The following is a 708-nucleotide window of genomic DNA, read 5'->3' as shown; positions in this document are numbered from 1 at the left end:
CACGATTTACGGATATATTAAAAAAAATGAAATTTCTGAGAGTTATAAATCACTAATGGCTATCTGTAATTCAAAATTATTTTGGTGGTATTTAGTCAATACCGGAACTGTATTGGCTAACAATTATTTTAGATTTAAACCAAATTATATTAAGCCATTTCCTTTACCTTTAATACCACCTGACATAGATTTATTATTACAAAATCTAACGGATAAAATTCTTGCAGCAAAAGAATCTCTTGTGAAAGAAAATATATCTATGCTAGAATCAGAAATTGACAATATTGTCTTTGATTTATACGGGCTGACAGTAGAAGAAATAAACATAATAAAAACATATTAAGCTGTATTTCAGTTTAATATTGTTTCTTTTCTATGATTTCTATTTCGATATCTGAAATTCCATATAGTTCGTAAATATATTTATTGACTTCTTTTTCTTCAAATGAAGTGTCAATATTATTAGATATTCTCTTTTTCTCAAGAATACTTTTTACTAAACTTTCTACGGCTATATTAATCGAATCAGGTATTTCGGAAGGTACTGGAAATGGGAATATGTAGTTAGTTTTAAATGTAAAATATCCGCCTCTTAATACATAGCCAGTTTGCTGTATGAAATACCAAAACAAGTCTGAATTTAACAAACCTAGCCAAAAAAGATATCCTTCTTTAATTTGCTTATTCTTCAAATATCCATAAACCTTA

Annotated in this window: 2 protein-coding genes; one reads left to right on the top strand and one right to left on the bottom strand. The window is 27.1% G+C overall.

Features of this window, described 5'->3' with window-relative positions; all coding sequences use genetic code 11:
* On the top strand, window positions 1–343 hold a 343-nt coding region (locus ACLI1A_RS19540), incomplete at its 5' end, for a hypothetical protein (RefSeq protein WP_411410378.1).
* Between the two features lie 13 nt (window positions 344–356).
* Here the strand turns inward: ACLI1A_RS19540 and ACLI1A_RS19535 are convergent.
* A partial coding sequence (locus ACLI1A_RS19535) for a hypothetical protein (RefSeq protein WP_411410377.1) occupies window positions 357–708 on the bottom strand: 352 nt, incomplete at its 5' end.

Origin of the sequence: Flavobacterium sp. RHBU_3 (genome assembly GCF_046613565.1) — a bacterium.
GTDB lineage: Bacteria > Bacteroidota > Bacteroidia > Flavobacteriales > Flavobacteriaceae > Flavobacterium.
The sequence above is the reverse complement of the archived record's forward strand: the minus strand, read 5'-3'. Positions and strand labels throughout refer to the sequence as shown.